Source organism: Actinomycetospora flava (assembly GCF_037400335.1).
GTDB lineage: Bacteria > Actinomycetota > Actinomycetes > Mycobacteriales > Pseudonocardiaceae > Actinomycetospora > Actinomycetospora flava.
This window is the reverse complement of sequence record NZ_JBBEGM010000002.1, coordinates 53,514-69,128: the sequence shown is the minus strand read 5'-3', so window position 1 is coordinate 69,128 and position 15,615 is coordinate 53,514. Positions and strand designations below refer to the sequence as shown.

At 76.3% G+C, this 15,615-nt stretch carries 13 protein-coding genes; 9 read left to right on the top strand and 4 right to left on the bottom strand.

All coding sequences use genetic code 11. The features are described from left to right. Position 1 precedes the first annotated feature (1 nt). Complete coding sequence (locus WCD58_RS06960; RefSeq protein WP_337700977.1) at positions 2-2,020, bottom strand: ArnT family glycosyltransferase; 2,019 nt, start codon at positions 2,018-2,020, stop codon at positions 2-4. Between the two features lie 112 nt (positions 2,021-2,132). Between WCD58_RS06960 and WCD58_RS06955 the strand changes: the two genes are divergently transcribed. Then, positions 2,133-2,969, top strand: coding sequence for an alpha/beta fold hydrolase (locus tag WCD58_RS06955; protein ID WP_337700974.1), 837 nt, complete (start codon positions 2,133-2,135; stop codon positions 2,967-2,969). A 99-nt stretch (positions 2,970-3,068) separates the two neighbouring features. Beyond that, a complete protein-coding gene (locus WCD58_RS06950) occupies positions 3,069-4,514 on the top strand; it encodes a S1C family serine protease (protein WP_337700971.1) in 1,446 nt (481 codons plus the stop codon). 126 nt (positions 4,515-4,640) lie between these two features. Here WCD58_RS06950 and WCD58_RS06945 read toward each other — a convergent pair whose 3' ends face one another. After that, entirely contained in the window at positions 4,641-6,047 is a 1,407-nt protein-coding gene (locus WCD58_RS06945; RefSeq protein WP_337700969.1) for an LCP family protein, read from the bottom strand. Between the two features lie 196 nt (positions 6,048-6,243). On the opposite strand from WCD58_RS06945, the gene WCD58_RS06940 reads away from it, so the two are divergent. Then, positions 6,244-8,310 (top strand): ArnT family glycosyltransferase, encoded by a 2,067-nt coding sequence (locus WCD58_RS06940; RefSeq protein WP_337700967.1) that lies wholly within the window; start codon positions 6,244-6,246, stop codon positions 8,308-8,310. 188 nt (positions 8,311-8,498) lie between these two features. Here the strand turns inward: WCD58_RS06940 and WCD58_RS06935 are convergent, their stop codons facing one another. Then, positions 8,499-9,788 carry an MFS transporter gene (locus tag WCD58_RS06935; protein WP_337700965.1) on the bottom strand — a complete coding sequence of 430 codons (1,290 nt, stop codon included), beginning with the start codon at positions 9,786-9,788 and terminating at the stop codon, positions 8,499-8,501. A 112-nt stretch (positions 9,789-9,900) separates the two neighbouring features. On the opposite strand from WCD58_RS06935, the gene WCD58_RS06930 reads away from it, so the two are divergent. The 4 genes from WCD58_RS06930 to WCD58_RS06915 all read left to right on the top strand — a co-directional run bounded on the left by WCD58_RS06930 (position 9,901) and on the right by WCD58_RS06915 (position 13,041). After that, on the top strand, positions 9,901-10,155 hold the full coding sequence (locus WCD58_RS06930; RefSeq protein ID WP_337700963.1) for a hypothetical protein: 255 nt from the start codon (positions 9,901-9,903) through the stop codon (positions 10,153-10,155). Positions 10,156-10,232: 77 nt separating this feature from the next. Further along, positions 10,233-11,231 (top strand): DUF418 domain-containing protein, encoded by a 999-nt coding sequence (locus tag WCD58_RS06925; RefSeq protein WP_337700961.1) that lies wholly within the window; start codon positions 10,233-10,235, stop codon positions 11,229-11,231. A gap of 20 nt (positions 11,232-11,251) precedes the next feature. Continuing rightward, positions 11,252-12,382 carry a sensor histidine kinase gene (locus WCD58_RS06920; protein WP_337700959.1) on the top strand — a complete coding sequence of 377 codons (1,131 nt, stop codon included), beginning with the start codon at positions 11,252-11,254 and terminating at the stop codon, positions 12,380-12,382. Then, on the top strand, positions 12,379-13,041 hold the full coding sequence (locus WCD58_RS06915; protein WP_337700957.1) for a response regulator: 663 nt from the start codon (positions 12,379-12,381) through the stop codon (positions 13,039-13,041). Before WCD58_RS06920 ends, WCD58_RS06915 begins: the two co-directional genes overlap by 4 nt. Positions 13,042-13,111: 70 nt before the next feature. Here the strand turns inward: WCD58_RS06915 and WCD58_RS06910 are convergent, their stop codons facing one another. Next, on the bottom strand, positions 13,112-13,474 hold the full coding sequence (locus tag WCD58_RS06910) for a DUF2795 domain-containing protein (RefSeq protein WP_337700955.1): 363 nt from the start codon (positions 13,472-13,474) through the stop codon (positions 13,112-13,114). A gap of 148 nt (positions 13,475-13,622) precedes the next feature. On the opposite strand from WCD58_RS06910, the gene WCD58_RS06905 reads away from it, so the two are divergent. Continuing rightward, positions 13,623-14,114, top strand: coding sequence for a hotdog fold domain-containing protein (locus tag WCD58_RS06905; protein WP_337700953.1), 492 nt, complete (start codon positions 13,623-13,625; stop codon positions 14,112-14,114). A 49-nt stretch (positions 14,115-14,163) separates the two neighbouring features. Continuing rightward, positions 14,164-15,612 carry a type VII secretion protein EccB gene (gene eccB / locus WCD58_RS06900; RefSeq protein WP_337700951.1) on the top strand — a complete coding sequence of 483 codons (1,449 nt, stop codon included), beginning with the start codon at positions 14,164-14,166 and terminating at the stop codon, positions 15,610-15,612. Positions 15,613-15,615: the final 3 nt, after the last annotated feature.

Below are 15,615 nucleotides of genomic sequence, written 5' to 3'. Positions count from 1 at the left end.
GTCACACCCCGGCCGGCGCGGTGAGGTCGTAGACGGTGGTCCCGCCGACGGTCGTGGCCGTGTAGTGCGCCGCCACCCACGCCGCGATGCGCGCCGCGTCGTCGCTGCCGCCGCTGTCGGTGGTCGAGATCGACGCGGAGCTCTCGTCGCCGACGAACCAGTGCACCGCACCCGTCGCGACGTAGGCCTGGAACTGCGCGAGCGTCGGCGCCGGATCGGTGCCGTTGAACCCGCCGAGCGCCATCACCGGCGCCCCGGACGCGAGCTGGTAGCCCGCGGCCGCGTTCGACCCGACCGCCGCGGCCACCCACGTGTGCCCCGCCGCGCCGTCGCGCAGGAGCGTGGTCAGCGCCGCCGACGGCCTGCTGGCCTGCAGCAACGTCATCATGCCGCTGCCCCGGCCGCCGCCGTCACTCATGGGCGCACCGCCGGGCGGGGCACCACCGGGACCGCCGCGCGCCCCGCCGTCCGGGAAGCCCGGGCCGCCCGCACCGCGACCCGGACCACCCCCGGGACCCCCGGGGCCCCCCGGCCCGCGCCCGCTCTCCGGGCCCGCGGTCGGGAGCGCGCCCTCGTGGGTCGTCGCGGCGGTCACCACCGACGACGCGGCAGGCCCGGCGACGCCGACCACCAACGCCCCGGCGAGCACCGCGGTGACGACGACCCGCCCGGCCCGGACCAGCAGCCCCAGCGCGACCACGAGCCCGCCGACCAGCACGACCGCCCGGAGCCAGGGCAGGAACGTCGGCGTCTCCCGCAGCAGCGCCCACGACCACACGGCGGTGACGGCGACCGTGACCGTCAGCAGGACCCGGCCGAGGCGGTCCCGGCGGCGCGCCAGCGTCACGGCGCCGATGCCGACGAGGGCGGCGATCGGCGGGGCGAGCGCGACGGCGTAGTAGCTGTGGATGATCCCCTGCGAGAGCGTGAACACGGCCGCGGTGACGAGCAGGGTGCCGCCCCAGAGGATCGCCGCGGCGCGGGTGCGATCGGTGCGCGGTGCCCGCACGGTGATCACGATCAGCGCGGCGAGCAGCAGCAGCGCGGCGGGCAGCAGCCAGCTGACCTGGCTCGCCATCTCCCCGGTCACGAGCTGCAGCACCGAGCCGCTCGACCGGCCCCCGCCGCCTCCCCCACCGCCGGGGCCGACGCTGCCGGTCTCGTCACCGGTCAGGCGCCCGAGCCCGTTGTAACCCAGCAGGAGCTCGACCGCGGAGTTCGTCTGCGACCCGCCGACGTACGGCCGGGAGGACGCCGGCCACAGCTCGACGACCGCCACCCACCACCCCGAGGCGACCGCGAGCACCGCCGCCGTCGGCAGCAGCGCGAGGAGCCGCCCGCGGACCCGCCCCGGGCCGGCGAGCAGCCAGACCGCGGCGAACGCGGGGAGCACGAGGAACGCCTGCAGCGACTTGGTCAGGAAGCCGGTGCCGACGAGCACCGCGGTGAGCGCGAGCCACCGCCACGCCCCGCGCGGGGTGTCGGCGTCGACCGCGCGGGTCAGCGCCCAGGCCGCCGCGACCAGCAGGAGCACGAGCAGCGCATCCGGGTTGTCGAACCGGAACATCAGCGTCGCCACCGGCGTCAGCGCGAGCACGAGCCCGGCGACCAGGCCCGCGGCGGGACCGGCCCACCGGCGCACGGTCGCGTGCAGCAGTCCGACCGACGCGACGCCCATGAGCGCCTGCGGCACGAGGATCGCCCAGGCGTTCACACCGAACAGCCGGGCCGAGAGCCCCATGACCCAGACGGACGCGGGGGGCTTGTCGATCATGATCAGACCCGGCGCGTCCGAGGCCCCGAAGAACCAGGCCCGCCAGCTCGTCGCGCCCGCCTGGGCCGCCGCCGAGTAGTACGCGTTCGCCCAGCCCGACGCCCCGAGCCCCCAGAGGTAGAGCACCGCGGTCCCGGCGAGCAGCGCGAGCAAGCACCACCGGGGCCAGGCCGGGACGGGAGCGGCGGGGGCGGGGAACCGGGGATCGGGTGCGGGAGCGGGGCGCAGCAGGGTCGGGGACGCCATGATCGAGCACGCTCGTCCGCCGGGCTGTCCCGAGCCTGGACGGAACCTGTGTGCGGGCTGTGCAGACCGATTGCACTTGACAACCACCCCGGGCTCCGCTTCGCTGACGGCCGTGCTGGTCGACGTGGACGACGACGTGACGCTGGGCGTGGAGACGCTCGGTGACGCGGACGCGCCGGCGCTGCTGCTCGTCGCGGGCGGGGGCTGGTCGATGGACTGGTGGGACGACGACCTGTGCGCGCTGCTCGTCGACCGCGGGCTGCGGGTGATCCGGTACGACCACCGCGACACCGGGGTCTCGACGACGTGGCCGGCCGGGGCACCCGGCTACACGGGCCACGACCTCATGACCGACGCCCTCGCCGTGCTCGACGCGTGCGGCGTCGGGCGCGCCCACGTGGCCGGGCTGTCGATGGGCGGCGGGCTCGCCCAGCGGCTCGCGCTCGCCCACCCCGACCGGGTCGCCGCCCTGACGTTGATGGCGACCACGGCGATCGACCCCGCCGTCGGCGACCTGCCCGGGCCGACCCCCGCGATCGCGGCCGTCTTCGCCGACGCGGACCCGGGCCCGGACGACCCGGTCGAGGCGCTCGTCGACGGTGAGCGTCCCTTCGCCGGACCGGACGCGTTCGACGAGGCGCGCGTGCGCGCGATCGCCACGCGGGTCGTCGCGCGCAGCACGGACGTCGCGGCCGCGGGCAATCACTTCATGATCGAGACGGGCCCGATGGGGCCGACCGATCTCGGTGCGCTCGCCGGCCTGCCGACGCTCGTCGTCCACGGCGGCGCCGACCCGCTGTTCCCGCCCGAGCACGGCCGCGCCCTGGCCGCCGCGATCCCCGGCGCCCGCCTGCTCGAGATCCCCGGGATGGGCCACCAGCTGCCGCCGCGGGACGCGTGGGGCGAGCTGGTCGACGCGCTGCTCGACCTGCACGACCACGCGCGCTGACTTCTTTGCCCGATTCCGGGCACAGTTCAGCGCGATCTCTCAGCAAGCACGCAGAAACACACCAGCCTCGGCACAGTCAGCGGGCCGACCCTGGTTCGCGTGAGCGACAACAGCCCCACCTCCCCCTCCCACGCCGCGGACCCGACGGCGCGTCCCGCGGGCGGTTCCGGCACGGGCACCCTGCCCGCCGGTCCTGCCGGTCCCACCGGGGAGCGTCCCGGCGGCTACCCCACCGCGCCGTACGGCTCGGGTCTCCCCGCCGGCGGCCACCAGTCCACCGGCTACGGCGGCGGCCCGAACGACCCATGGCACCGCCACGACGTCCCCGGCTCGCCGCCCGGTCCCCCACCCACGGCCCCCGGACACGCGGCCCCGCCGCCCGGACCCCCGCGCCGCCGCCGGCCCGCCGCCCTGATCGCCGGAGCGCTCGCCGCGATGCTGGTCGCCGGCGGCGTCGGCGGAGCCGTCGGCTACGAGGCCGCGTCGTCGGGCGGCGGCGGCACCTCGGTGCTCTCCTCGGCCCCGAGCGGCTCCGGCTCCGCGCCCGCCGACGCCGCGCCCGCCGGGTCGGTCGAGCAGGTCGCCAACACCGTGCTCCCGAGCGTCGTCCAGCTCGAGGGCCCGTCGGGCGAGGGCTCCGGCGTCGTGATCTCCGCCGACGGCCTCATCCTCACCAACGCCCATGTCCTGGAGGCCGGTCAGGCAGCGCAGCAGCAGTCCCCGCTCGGCGGGCTCGAGCAGTCGCCCGAGGGCGGCGGCGGTGCGCCCGGCCAGGCGCAGGGCCTGACCGCGGTGTTCCAGAACGGCAACCGCGCGCCCGTGCAGGTCGTCGGCACCGACACCAGCGCCGACCTCGCCGTCGTGCGGGCGCAGGGTGTCTCCGGGCTCCGGCCGGCGACGCTCGGCGACTCCTCGCAGCTGCAGGTCGGCCAGGACGTCGTCGCCGTGGGGTCGCCGCTGGGCCTGTCCGGCACGGTGACCACCGGGATCGTCAGCGCGCTGCAGCGCCCCGTCGCGAGCGGCGGCGCCCAGAGCGGCCAGGCCACGGTGCTCGACGCCATCCAGACCGACGCCGCGATCAACCCCGGCAACTCCGGGGGCGCGCTGGTCGACATGCAGGGGCGCGTCGTCGGCATCACGTCGGCGATCGCGTCGCTGGGCGGGCAGTCGTCCGGCGGTCAGCAGTCGCAGTCCGGCTCGATCGGCCTGGGCTTCGCGATCCCGATCGACCAGGCCGCCCGCATCGGCAACGAGCTGGTGACCCAGGGCTTCGCCACCCGCGCCGTGCTCGGCGTCAGCGTGGCCGACGGCCCGGGCGGCGCGACGCTCGGCGAGATCGCGCCGGGCGGGGCGGCCGCCTCCGCCGGCCTGAACCAGGGCGACGTCGTCACGCGCGTCAACGACCGCGTCATCCAGGACTCCGACAGCCTCGTCGCCGCGATCCGCTCGCAGCAGCCCGGCGCGCAGGTGACGCTGACCGTCACCTCGCCCGGCGGCCAGCCCCGCGAGGTCCCGGTGACCCTGGGTTCCGAGCGCTCGAGCTGATCACCTCGCCCTCCTCGGGGAACGAACGGCGCTCTCGCTGCTACCGAAGCAGCGAGGGCGCCGTTCGTTCGTTCAGGGTCGGCGGCGTGCGGGCGAGCGCGTGCGGCCGGTCGGCGGGTCGGCCCGTCAGTTGACGCAGCCGGGCGCGGCGGCGGTGATCGGCGGGGTCGGCGACACGGGCGGCGCCGCCTGCCGGCCGTCGCGCGAGCCGCCGTTGCGGGAGGACGCGCTGCGCGTCGACCCGTACTCGCCGTCGGACGACGAGCCGTACTCGTCGTCCGACGACCCGTACCCGTCGTCCGAGGAGCTCGCGTCGTCCTCGTCGCGGGACGCGTCGAGGCGGTCGAGTCCTGCACTCACCGAGGCGTCGGTGGCGCCGACCGGGGGCGGCGGGGTGAGCGCGGCGAGGGCCGCGGGGTTGCCGGCGTCGGCGGCGATCGCCGTCGCGACGAACGAGCGGACCTCGTCCGGGTCGACCTGCACCGCGGTCCCGTCGTACGGGGTGCTGAGCTCGGTGGAGCCGGTGGGGATCGTGCGGAACGTGACCGCACCGGCGGAGAGGCCCTGCATCTGGCGCGCGAAGCCGAGCACGTCCCACCCGGCGTCGAGCGTCACCGACCGCGACACCGCCTCGGTGATGCGCCCGACCGCGAACGGGTCGGTGAGCGTGTTCGCCGACAGCAGCGTCTCGGTCGCGCCGGCGAGGAACACCTGCTGGCGCGCGATCCGGTCGAGGTCGCCGTTCGGCAGCCCGTGGCGCTGGCGCACGAAGGCGAGGGCCTGCGCGCCGCTGACCTCCTGCGGGCCGGCGGGCAGCGCGAGCCCGGAGTAGGAGTCCTGCACCGGGCCGCGCAGGCACACCGGGACCCCGCCGATCGCGGTGCTGAGGTCGGCGAAGCCGGCGAGGTTGACCGCGGCGAAGTGCGAGATCGGCAGCCCCGTGAGCTGCTGGACCGCGCCGATGGTGGCCCGCGCGCCCGCGGCGCCGGCGGCGCGCACGACGGCGGGGTCGTTCGGCGACGGCGGGCCGGGGGACTCGGCGGCGAAGAGCGCGGTGGTGCCGGTCGGCCCGGAGCCGGTCATGGCCTCGGTGGCCTGGGCGGCCGCCCGCGACCAGGCAGAATTGATCTTGTGCCGGCCGAGGCCCGATCCGAGGTCGACGTAGGAGTCGCGCGGCACCGAGATCGCCGTGGCGCGGCCGCCGCCGGCGGGGACGTGCACGACGGTCAGCGAGTCGGCCGTGCCGCCGCCGGACTCGCCGTCGCCGGCGTTGAGCGCGGCGAGGACGTTCTCGGGCAGGGGGTTGCCCTGGGCGTCGGTCCGGTTGTCGAGACCCACCAGCAGGATGTTCTGCTCGCCGGTCGGCGCCGGCTCGGGGCCGTCGATCACCGCGGCGGCGGGCGTGGATCGATCCAGTGCGCGCAGCTGTGTCCAGCCGACCGCCGAAAGCACCAAGATCCCCACCGACACCGCGCTCACGGCGAGGCGCGCGATGAAGCGCAGACGCCGCGAACGCAGCACGGGACCGATCACGTGAACAGCGTTCCCGGTTCTCGGGTCCCCGTCACCTACACGTGCAGGGCATCTCAGTGATCGTTACCCGTCCGGCGCTTTTCGGGCCGTCTCCGGAGTCGGGCGTGCGGGCTGCGTGAGGTCGCGGGGCACGTTCACAGCTCGCGCACAATCGTCGCCCACCGGACGGACACGGTGCGGCCGGACAGTCGGCGCCATGACGGTCCACGACGGTCTGACGACCGAGCTGCGGGTGTCTCCGCGCGCCCCCACACGACGCCCCGCGCGCCATGCCGCCCCGCCGCGGTGGCCGGCGCTCCTGACCGGGCGGCCCGGCGATCCCCGCTGGGTGCGCCCGTCGGTGATCGCGCTGCTCGCCGCCACCGCCGTGCTCTACCTGTGGGACCTCGGCGCCTCGGGCTTCGCCAACACCTACTACGCGGCTGCCGTGCAGGCCGGGACGCAGTCGTGGAAGGCGTGGCTGTTCGGGTCGATGGACTCGTCGAGCTTCATCACGGTCGACAAGCCCCCCGCCTCGCTCTGGGTGATGGGCCTGTCCGGGCAGATCTTCGGGTTCAGCTCCTGGTCGCTGCTCGCGCCGCAGGCACTCATGGGCGTCGCGGCGGTCGGGCTGCTCCATCTGACCGTGCGGCGCTGGTCCGGGCCCGGCGCCGGCCTGCTCGCCGGCGCGGCGCTCGCGCTGACGCCGGTGGCGGTGCTGATGTTCCGTTTCGACAACCCGGACGCGCTGCTGGTGCTCTGCCTGGTGGCGGCGGCGTATGCGGTGGTGCGGGCGGTGGATGCCGTGTCCGCGCGGGCCGGCACGTGGTGGACGGTGACGGCGGGCGCGCTGATCGGGCTGGGCTTCCTCACGAAGATGATGCAGGCGTTCCTCGTGCTGCCCGCGCTGGCCGCGGTGCTGCTGCTCGCCTCCGCGGCCCCGCTGCGCCGGCGGCTGGTGCAGCTCGGCGCGGGCGCGGCGGCGCTGGTCGCGTCGGTGGGCTGGTACGTGCTGCTCGTCGACCTGTGGCCGACCGACGCCCGCCCCTACGTCGGCGGCTCGACCGACAACACGCTGCTCGACCTCGTCCTCGGCTACAACGGGCTCGGCCGCATCCTCGGCGGCGAGGGCAACGGGGGCGGCGGGGGCGGCGGGGGTGGCGGCACCGGGTTCGGGGGCGCCACCGGCATCGGGCGGATGTTCAACGACTCCTTCGGCGGCCAGATCAGCTGGCTGCTCCCGGCCGCGCTGGTCGCGCTGGTCGCCGGGCTCTGGCTGACCCGCCGTGCCCCGCGCACCGACCGCACCCGCGCCGCGCTCGTGCTCTGGGGCGGCTGGCTGCTCGTCACCGGGCTGGTGTTCAGCTTCATGAGCGGCACGATCCACGCCTACTACGCCGTGGCCCTGGCGCCCGGGCTCGTCGGCACGCTGGTCGTCGGCGGCCGGGAGGTGTGGCGACGCCGCGGGCATCTCGCCGCGGACCTGACGCTCGGCCTCACCGTCGCCCTGACCGCCGGCTGGAGCGTCGTGCTCCTGCGCCGCACGCCGGAGTTCCTGCCCTGGCTGCGCTGGGTCGTGGCGATCGCCGGGATCGTGGCCGCGGTCGCGCTGGTGATCCCGGCGTCGGCGTGGCGGCGGATCGGTCGCGACGCCGGCCGGCGGGTACTGCCGGTCGTGGTGCTCGGGGCGCTGCTGGCGGGCGCCGGCGGGGCGACGGCGTACGCGGTGCAGACGGCGGCGACCGCGCACCAGGGCTCGATCGTCAGCGCGGGGCCGTCGAGTGGTTCCGAGACGGGCGGTGGCCCTGGTGGCGGGCAGGGTGGTCCTCCCGGCGGCGGGCTCGCGCCGCCGAGCGGTGGCCCGGGCGCCCAGAGCACTCAGGGTGCTCAGGGCGGCGGTCCGGGTGAGGCGACCACGTCGTCGGAGCTCACGGCGCTGCTGACGGCGAGCGACACCCGGTGGTCTGCGGCCACCGTCTCGGCGCAGGGCGCCGCGGGCCTCGAGCTCGCGAGCGGGACCGCGGTGATGGCGATCGGCGGGTTCTCCGGATCGGACGCGGCACCGAGCCTCGGCCAGTTCCAGGCCTCCGTCGCGGCCGGGGACATCCACTGGTTCGTGGCGTCGGGCGGGCAGGGTGGCGGGCAGGGTGGCGGACAAGGTGGCGGCCCCGGCGGCGGCGAGGACGGCGTCGGCACCCAGATCAGCGAGTGGGTCGCGGCGCACTACACCGCGACGACGGTCGGCGGCACCACGGTCTACGACCTCACCGCGCCCGCGAGCTGACCCGTTCCTCGCGAGGGTTACTGGCTGGTATCGCTCGCTGGGCGAGCGATACCAGCCAGTAATCGCCGAATGCGGTGGGCGCCGGCGCCTCCCCGGAGATCACGGGCGACGTGGTGCACCCGCGGGGCCGGGCGAGGTGCATGGCGTCGCCCCTGATCACCCGGGCGCCGCGACAGCCAGGCCCCACGTCAGGCGGCGCGGGGCGTCCCGCTCGCGGCGTCGTCGTCGGTCACCGGGACGTCGAGGGGGTGCGCGATCTCGTCCGGGCCCAGCCGGCCCGCGATCAGCGCCAGCGCCCCGAACGCGAGCGGGACAAGGCCCGCGGCGAGGAAGACCGGCGTCAGGCCCGCGACCTCGCTGACCGGCCCGGCGAGGGTCATCGACACGGGCATGAAGGCGAGCGAGACGAAGAAGTCGAGGCTCGTGACGCGCCCGAGCAGGGCCGGCGGGACGCGACGCTGCAGCAGGGTGCCCCAGATGACCTGCGGCGCGCTGAACAGGCCGCCGACCACGAACCCGGCGACGACCATCGGCCAGAGCGAGTCGGCGAGCCCGAAGACGACCATGGGCACGCACCCCGCCGTCCACATGAGGATCATGACCGTCAGGTACCGGCGCGGGAGCCGCAGCGAGGCGACGAGGATCGACGCGATCGCCCCGCCGGCCCCCACCGCGAGGAGCACGAGCGAGTGCCCGCCGGGCCCGCCGGCGGCGCGCTCGATGATCGCGAACGGGACGAGCACCTCGAGCGGGCCGAGCACGAGCAGCACCATCGCCGACGCGAACACCAGCGTCACGAGCAGCCACCGGGTCGCGACCATGTAGCGGAAGCCCTCGACGAGGTCGCGGACCACCGCGGACACGCCCTTGCTCTCCCCGTCCAGCTCGCGGCGCAGCGCCCGCCGGGGCAGCGACAGCGCGGCGACGAGCCCCGCCACGCACGCGACCGCGGTCGCGGCGAGCGCCGCGGCCGGCGAGTACGCGGCGACCAGCGCGCCCGCGAGCGCCGGGCCGGCGCCCTGCAGCAGCACCGGGCGCACGACGCCCTCGAGCCCGTTGACGGCGAGCAGCTCGTCGTCGTCGACCATCGCCGGCACGAGCGCTGAGTACGCCGGGAAGAACAGGCCCATCGACAGGCCGATCGCCGCCGCCACGACCACCAGCAGCGGCACCGTCAGCGCACCGAGCGCGGAGAGGCCCGCGACGAGACCGATCGACACCGCCAGCACCGCCATGACGCCGACGAGGATCCGCTTCTGCGGCACCCGGTCGGCGAGCACACCGCCGAGCAGCGCGGTGACGATCACGCCCAGCGCGAGCGCTCCCGACACCAGCGAGAGCTCCAGCGGACCGCCGCCGAGCTCGATCACCTGCCACACGACGGCGAGGGTCCACAGGCCCTCGGCGAGCACCGACAGCGCGAGCGCGGCGGCCAGACGCCGGTAGGCGGACCGGCGCAGCGGGCGCAGGGCGCGCATGGGACTCGACCTCCTGGCGATGGGCGGCAGTCGCGACGGTAGGTGCTCGACCGGGGTGGAGGTCCAGCGCATTCCGTTGATCCCGAAGAAGGAACCGAGTAGACCCACACCCGTGCGCAAGCAGCAGTGGGTCGCCGAGGTCGGGTCGGAGAACGCCGCGTTCCTGGCGACGCGCAGTCGCACGGCGGTCCTCGCCTCCGAGTACCGGCCGCGCGATCTCGGCGACGGCCGCGTCGGCTACGACGAGCGGTCCCTCGGGGCGGCCCGCGAGCTCTCCGAGGAGGAGGAGGGCGCGATCACCGACGACGGCGACGGCCTGCGGGTCTGGGTCGGCGACGACGCCTTCGACCTCGAGGAGCAGGGGTAGGGCACGACTTTCGTCGTACGCCCGCCCGACGTCCGGCGCTGCCGGCACGAGGTGATCACCGCCTAGCGTCGATCACCATGAACGCGCCGACGACGATGCCGGACGTCTCCACCCCGGGCCGCCGGATCGGTGAGCTCGACGTCCTGCGGGGCTTCGCGCTCTGCGGGATCCTCGTGGTCAACATCCTGCAGCAGCTCGTCGGCCGTCCGTACCCGGCGCCGATCGACCTGATCTTCGTCGAGCGCTTCCTCTCGCTGTTCGCCCTGCTGTTCGGCATCGGGTTCGGGCTCTTCCTCGACCGCGCCGCGACGCGGACCGCCCGCCCGCGGGTCGTGCTGGCCCGCCGGCTCGGGGTGCTGCTGCTGATCGGGATCGCGCACCAGGTCCTGCAGCCGGGCGAGGCGCTGGTCCCGTACGCCGTGATCGGCCTCGTGGTCCTGCTGCCGATGAGCTTCCTGCCGCCCCGGGCGTGCCTGGTCGTCGCGCTCGCCCTGCTCGTCGTCGCCCCCCAGGTCCAGGAGAGCTACGGGCTGACCGTCGCCCTGCTCGCGGGCAGCTTCGCCCTGGCCCGCCTCGGCCTGCCCGACGCGCTCGGCCGGTACCCGGCGCGGATCGCGGCCGTGCTCGCCGTCGCCGCGACCCTCGCCGGCGCCTGGGCCCTCGCGGTCAGCACGGGCTGGACGCCGCCCCAGGTGAACGTCCTCGGCGGCGGGCTCGGCGGCGTCCAGAGCCTCCTGCCGCCGCTGGCCGCGCTGACGACGGCCGTCGCGTACGCCGCCGCGCTGCTGCTGCTCCTGCGCGCCCCCGCCGGCGCGGTGATCGGCCGCGTGCTCGCCCCGATGGGCCGCATGGCCCTGACGAACTACCTCACCGCGACCGTGCTGTTCGTGACGCTCGGACCGCTGCTCGGCATCGACTCCCCCGACGACGGCGCGGCGATCGCCGGCCTGACCGTCGGGATCCTCGTGGCGCAGGCCGCGTGGAGCCGGTGGTGGCTCGACGCCTTCCGGTACGGGCCGGTCGAGTGGCTCTGGCGGTGCCTGACGTGGTGGCAGCTCGCCCCGATCCAGAGGTGATCGCGACTACGGTGCCGGTCATGGACCGCCGGCGGTGGGCGTTCGACCTCGCGGTCGCCGCGCTGACCGGGGTCTTCATGACCGGCATCGTGCTGTTCTTCCCGCGCCAGATCGGCACGCTGCTGGACCTCGGGACGCCGGCCCTGCTCGCGGTCGTCGCACTGTCCACAGCCGTGCTGGTGTTCCGGCGACGGGCACCCGTGCTGGTCACGGCGGTCGTCGCGCTGCTCTCCGTGCCGTTCCCCGGGTCCTGGTTCGGGTACGTCGCGCTGTACTCGGCCGGCGCCTACGGACGGCGCTGGACGCTCTGGCTGCTCGCGCCCCTGGTGGTCGCCGCGTCGTTCGTCGGCGACCGCGGGTGGGTCGGCTTCCGCTTCAACGACCACGCGTTCCTGCTCTTCGTGGCCTCGCTGGTGACGCTGGCCGGGCTCTACGTCGGCACCCGCCGCGAGGCGATCGCCGGCGCCGTGGAGCGCGCCGAGCGGGCCGAGCGGGAGCAGGACCTGCTCGCGGAGCAGGCCCGCGCCGACGAGCGCGTCCGGCTCGCGGGCGAGATGCACGACGTCGTGACGCACCGGATCAACCTCATGGTGCTGCAGGCCGGCGCCCTCGGCGTCGACAGCGACGACCCCGCCGTCCGCGACGCCGCCGAGGACCTGCGGCGCGCCGGCGTCCAGGCGCTGGCCGAGCTGCGCGACCTCGTCGGCGTGCTGCGTGCCGGGCGCACCGCGGGCTCGGCCACCGCGGACGTCCCCGCCGACGAGCTCGACGGCCTGGTGGACGAGTCCCGGCAGGTGGGCGTCGACGTCGCGCTGGAGGTCACCGGCGACCCCACCGGCCCGGCCCCGACGGTCCGGCGCACCCTGCACCGCGTGGTCCAGGAGTCCCTCACCAACGCCCGCAAGCACGCCCCCGGCGCCGCGGTCCGGGTGGCGGTCCGCCACGAGGACGGGCGGGTGTCCGCGACGATCACCAACGGGCCGGCGGACGCCCCCGCCGCGCGCGACACGACCGGCGGCGGGGTCGGCCTCGACGGCCTGCGCCGCCGGGTCGGGCTGGTCGGCGGCACCCTCGCCGCGGGCCCCACCGACGACGGCGGGTTCCGGGTGGCCGCCGACCTGCCCGACTACGTCCCCACGGGAGCAGCATGATCCGGGTGCTGGTCGTCGACGACGAACCCATGGTCTGCACGCACCTGACCACGATCCTCGGCACCGACGAGATCACCGTCGTCGGCGAGGCCCACGACGGCGCCGAGGCCGTCGAGCAGGTCGTGCGCCACCGCCCCGACGTGGTGCTGCTCGACATCCGCATGCCCGGCGTCGACGGGCTCACCGCGCTCGGCCACCTCGCCGCGCTCGACGACCGGCCCGCCGTCGTCGTGCTGACCACCTTCGACGTCGACGACTACGTGCTCCGCGCGCTCGCGGCCGGCGCGCAGGGGTTCCTGCTCAAGTCCACGCCACCCGCCGACCTGCGCCGGCTCGTCGCGGTGGCCGCCGACGGGCACACGGTGCTCTCCCCCGAGGCGGCGCAGCGGCTCGCGGTGGCGTCGAGCCGCGAGGACCGCACCCGCGAGAGCGCGCGGGCGCGCCTGCGTGGCCTGCCCGAGCGTGAGCTCCAGGTCCTCACCGCGCTCGGCGAGGGCCTGTCGAACGCCGCTATCGGCGCCCGGCTGCACCTGTCCGAGGCGACGGTGAAGGGCTACGTGTCGCGGCTGATGGAGAGGCTCGACTGCGACAACCGCACGCAGGCGGGGTTGCTCGCCTTCGCCGCCGGGCTGGTGGGTCCGGACGGGGCGTCGTCCTAGTCATCGGCGACGAGGAGACGGCCCGACAGCGCTCCGTCGTCGCGCTGCCCTGCCGTTCCCGCGCCCGGGCTCAGGCGACCGGGCGGACCGGGCGGTGCGCGCTGGGTCGCACGGGGCGGGCGACGACCGGACCGCGCCGCGGCGCCGTCCGCGGGATCCGCGGCGGGCCGGCCTGGCCGACGGCGGCGACCGGGCGCCCCGCGAGGACGGCGGCGAGGACCGCGACGACCTCGCCCAGCGAGTGGTAGCGGCGCTCCGGGAGGCGCTCGAGCATCGTGCGGGTGACCGTGTCGACCCCGTACATCTCCGCGGTGGTGAGCACCTGCCAGCGGTGGGCCGGGAGGGCGAGATCGCCGAGCACCGCGGCGAGCCGATCGGGGAGGCCCGACGGGTCAGGAGAGGACGAGGCGGGCTGTCCGGGCTGAGCGGTCATCGGTTCCTCCGAGCAGGAGCGCCTGGTCGCGCAGACAGAAGGGTTCCCCGAACGCCCGTTCGTCAATCCGGTACGTCACCCCTGCGTCGATGATCGTTCGTTCCCGGAGGGGCGACGAGGGTTGCTACCCCCCGGTAACCTGCCCGCCGTGAGTACCCCGAGCGTGCTGGGCACGTGGCGCCGCTTCTCCGGCTCGTGGCCGGGCCGCCTGCTGGTCAGCGCGGCCGTGTGGCTGCGCGCCCCGTACTTCCTCACCGCCGCGCCGGTGATCCGGACCCTGGAGCCGGGGCGGGCCGAGGTGTCGCTGCGCAACTGGTGGCTGGTGCACAACCACCTCGGCACGGTGCACGCCATCGCGTCCTGCAACCTCGCCGAGTACGCGATGGGCGTGCTCGCCGAGGCGACGACGCCGTCGACGCACCGGTGGATCCCGCGCGGCATGAGCGTGCAGTACCTCGCGAAGGCCGACACCGACCTCGTCGCCGTCGCGACGTTCCCGGCGCCGCCGGCGTTCTCCGACGAGCGCGAGGACGTCGACGCCGACATCACGATCACCGACGCCCGCGGGCAGGAGGTCGTGCACGCGACGATCACCCTGCGGATCTCCCCGCGCCCCGCGCGCGTGCCCGCCGCGGCCTGACCGGAACGCGCCCCCGCCGGCGCCGCGACGTGCCACGATCCGCGGCGAGATGCCTTCCCCGACGACGACCTCCGACCAGGTCCACGCCTACCGCTTCGGGCTGCGCCGCCTGCAGTCGGCGCTGGTCCGGCGCCAGGCCGTGCCGGGGACCGATCCGCTGCGCTCCCAGCACCGCGCCACCGTCGCCGGGGTCCTGATCGCCGCGCTCGCCCTCGGCGTCGCGGCGGTGTGGGGGCTGCTGGACAAGCCCGCCGACTGGCGCAGCGCCGGCATCGTCGTGGCCGAGGGCACCGGCGCGCTCTACGTCGTCGTGCACCAGCCCGACCGCCTCGTGCCGGTTCCCAACCTCGCGTCGGCCCGCCTCGTGCTCGCGGGGCTGGCGTCCGCCGGCGGGCAGGCGGGCGACCCGGAGCCCGTCGAGGTCGCCGACGCCGACATCGCCACCGCCCCCCGCGAGCGCGGCGTCGGCATCGTCGACGCGCCGCCCCTGCCGCCCGCGGACGCGCCGGCCCCGCCCCTGTGGTCGGTGTGCGACACCGGGAGCCCGCAGCCCGGGGCGGCGCGCCCGTGGGAGCAGCCGCGGGTGTGGACCACCGTGCTCGCGGGCGCCTCGCCGCCGGCCCGGCCGCTCGACCCGGGCCGCGGGCTGCTGCTGCGCGACCGCTTCGACGGCACCTGGCTCGTGCACGAGGGCATCCGCTCGCGCCTCGACCTGGGCGACCGGGCGGTCGTCCTCGCCTTCGACCTCGCGGGCCAGACCCCGCGCCCGGTGAGCACGAGCCTGCTCAACACCCTCACCGAGGGGCCGCCGATCGTCGCGCCGGAGATCGCCGGCCGCGGCGAGGCGCCGGCGACGGGGCTGCTCGCGGGCGAGCCGGTCGGCGGGGTCGTGCGCCTCGTCGGGCCCGGCACCCCGGACCGCTGGTACGTCGTGCAGCGCGAAGGCGTGCAGGAGGTGCCCGAGGTCGTCGCCCGGCTCGTCCGCCTCGACGACCCGGCGCGCGCCGAGGTCCCGGTGCCGATCGTCTCGCCGGGCCAGCTGCGCGCGCTCGCCACCGCCCGCGGGATCGCCGTCGCCGCCTACCCCGACCCGGTGCCCCGGGCCGTGCCCATGGCCGACGCCCCCACGACGTGCGCCAGCGCGCAGGGCGGCGGCCCGGTCGTGCTCACCGTCGGCACGGACCCGCCGGCCACCGGCACGCCGCCGACGACGCTCGCCCAGGCCGACGGCTCCGGCGACCGGGTGGACGCCGTCGCCGTGCCCGGCGGCGGGGTCGCGGTGCGCGCGGTCCCGATCGGCCGCGACGACGCGCCGGGCAGCCCCACGGTGATCTCCGGCTCCGGTCTCGCGTCGGCGGTGCCCGACCTCGAGACGGCCGGGGCGCTGGGGCTCGGCGCGGCGTTCCCGCCCGCGCCCGGCGCGGTGGTCGGGCTGCTGCCCGCGGGGCCGGTGCTCTCGGTGGCCGCGGCGCTCAACCCGCTGCCGGGCGGCGGCTGAGCG

Excerpts from the sequence above, each read along its gene's own strand:
- WCD58_RS06960 (WP_337700977.1), bottom strand. The coding sequence starts at position 2,020 with ATGGCGTCCCCGACCCTGCTGCGCCCCGCTCCCGCACCCGATCCCCGG.
- WCD58_RS06940 (WP_337700967.1), top strand. The coding sequence starts at position 6,244 with ATGACGGTCCACGACGGTCTGACGACCGAGCTGCGGGTGTCTCCGCGC.
- WCD58_RS06935 (WP_337700965.1), bottom strand. The coding sequence starts at position 9,788 with ATGCGCGCCCTGCGCCCGCTGCGCCGGTCCGCCTACCGGCGTCTGGCC.
- WCD58_RS06925 (WP_337700961.1), top strand. The coding sequence starts at position 10,233 with ATGAACGCGCCGACGACGATGCCGGACGTCTCCACCCCGGGCCGCCGG.
- WCD58_RS06920 (WP_337700959.1), top strand. The coding sequence starts at position 11,252 with ATGGACCGCCGGCGGTGGGCGTTCGACCTCGCGGTCGCCGCGCTGACC.
- WCD58_RS06915 (WP_337700957.1), top strand. The coding sequence starts at position 12,379 with ATGATCCGGGTGCTGGTCGTCGACGACGAACCCATGGTCTGCACGCAC.
- WCD58_RS06910 (WP_337700955.1), bottom strand. The coding sequence starts at position 13,474 with ATGACCGCTCAGCCCGGACAGCCCGCCTCGTCCTCTCCTGACCCGTCG.
- eccB (WP_337700951.1), top strand. The coding sequence starts at position 14,164 with ATGCCTTCCCCGACGACGACCTCCGACCAGGTCCACGCCTACCGCTTC.